The organism is Pectobacterium artocarpous, assembly GCF_046159765.1.
Lineage (GTDB): Bacteria > Pseudomonadota > Gammaproteobacteria > Enterobacterales > Enterobacteriaceae > Pectobacterium.
On the sequence record NZ_JBJXVK010000062.1, the window covers coordinates 1 to 857 of the forward strand.

Annotated in this window: 1 protein-coding gene; it reads right to left on the minus strand. The window is 64.9% G+C overall.

Annotated elements, in window-relative coordinates:
- Positions 1 to 857: RHS repeat-associated core domain-containing protein (locus tag ACKQAD_RS20255; protein WP_409161756.1), on the minus strand; the 857-nt coding region annotated here is incomplete at both ends.

Sequence of the window (857 nt, forward strand, 5' to 3'; positions counted from 1 at the left end):
CTTGAGGCCTTATCCCCCCACCCAGCCCTATCGGGTCCGGCGACAAATACTGTCCGCTCTCTGCATCATAGTAACGATGCCGGTTGTAGTAAAGCCCCGTTTCCGCATCAAACAGTTGCCCCTGATAACGCAACTCGCAGTACACTTCCTCGTTCGCCGCATCACCCAGGTAGCGACGCAGCGGGATAGGCCGTCGCTCTTCGCGGTGTGCGCCCCACAGTCCCTGCTCCCCGCGCCAGCGGACCTCCCCTTCCTCGCTGCACAGCTCTCTCGCGGTTCCCGTTAGGTCTGTCACGATGTAGTGCAGTTGGGTACTGCCTCCCTCCGCCTCCACCTGCGCCAGCGGCCGGAAACTACCCGGCTCATACACCCACTGCACTTCCCGCGCCGCTGACCCGTCTGCCCGGTATTGCTGCTGACCGATAAGCTGGTCACCATCCCACCGGTACGCCACCCGCGCTACCGCCTGCGCCGACGGCACCTGGCCCTCGCGCACCTTGCTCACCCGGCGACCAAACGCATCGTAACGATACCGCCACCGTGCCCCGTCCGGCAAGTCCACCCGTACCAGACGGTCCTGCACGTCCCAGTCAAAATGCGTTTCCTTCGGCCTGAACCCCGGCCGCGTTTCCCGCCTCACCGTCAGACGCCCGCAGTCATCATACCGGTACTGCGTATGCCCCCGCTCAACCACCCGGCCCGCTGCATCGTACCGCGCCGATGACTGCACCACCGCATCCTGCACCTTCAGCGTCTCACCCGGTCCCGGCGCTATCTGCGACACTTCGCACAGGTTCTGTTCGCTGTCGTAACCAAACAGCCGAGCCTGACGCCGCCGTCCCGCATCGCGGCGCTCC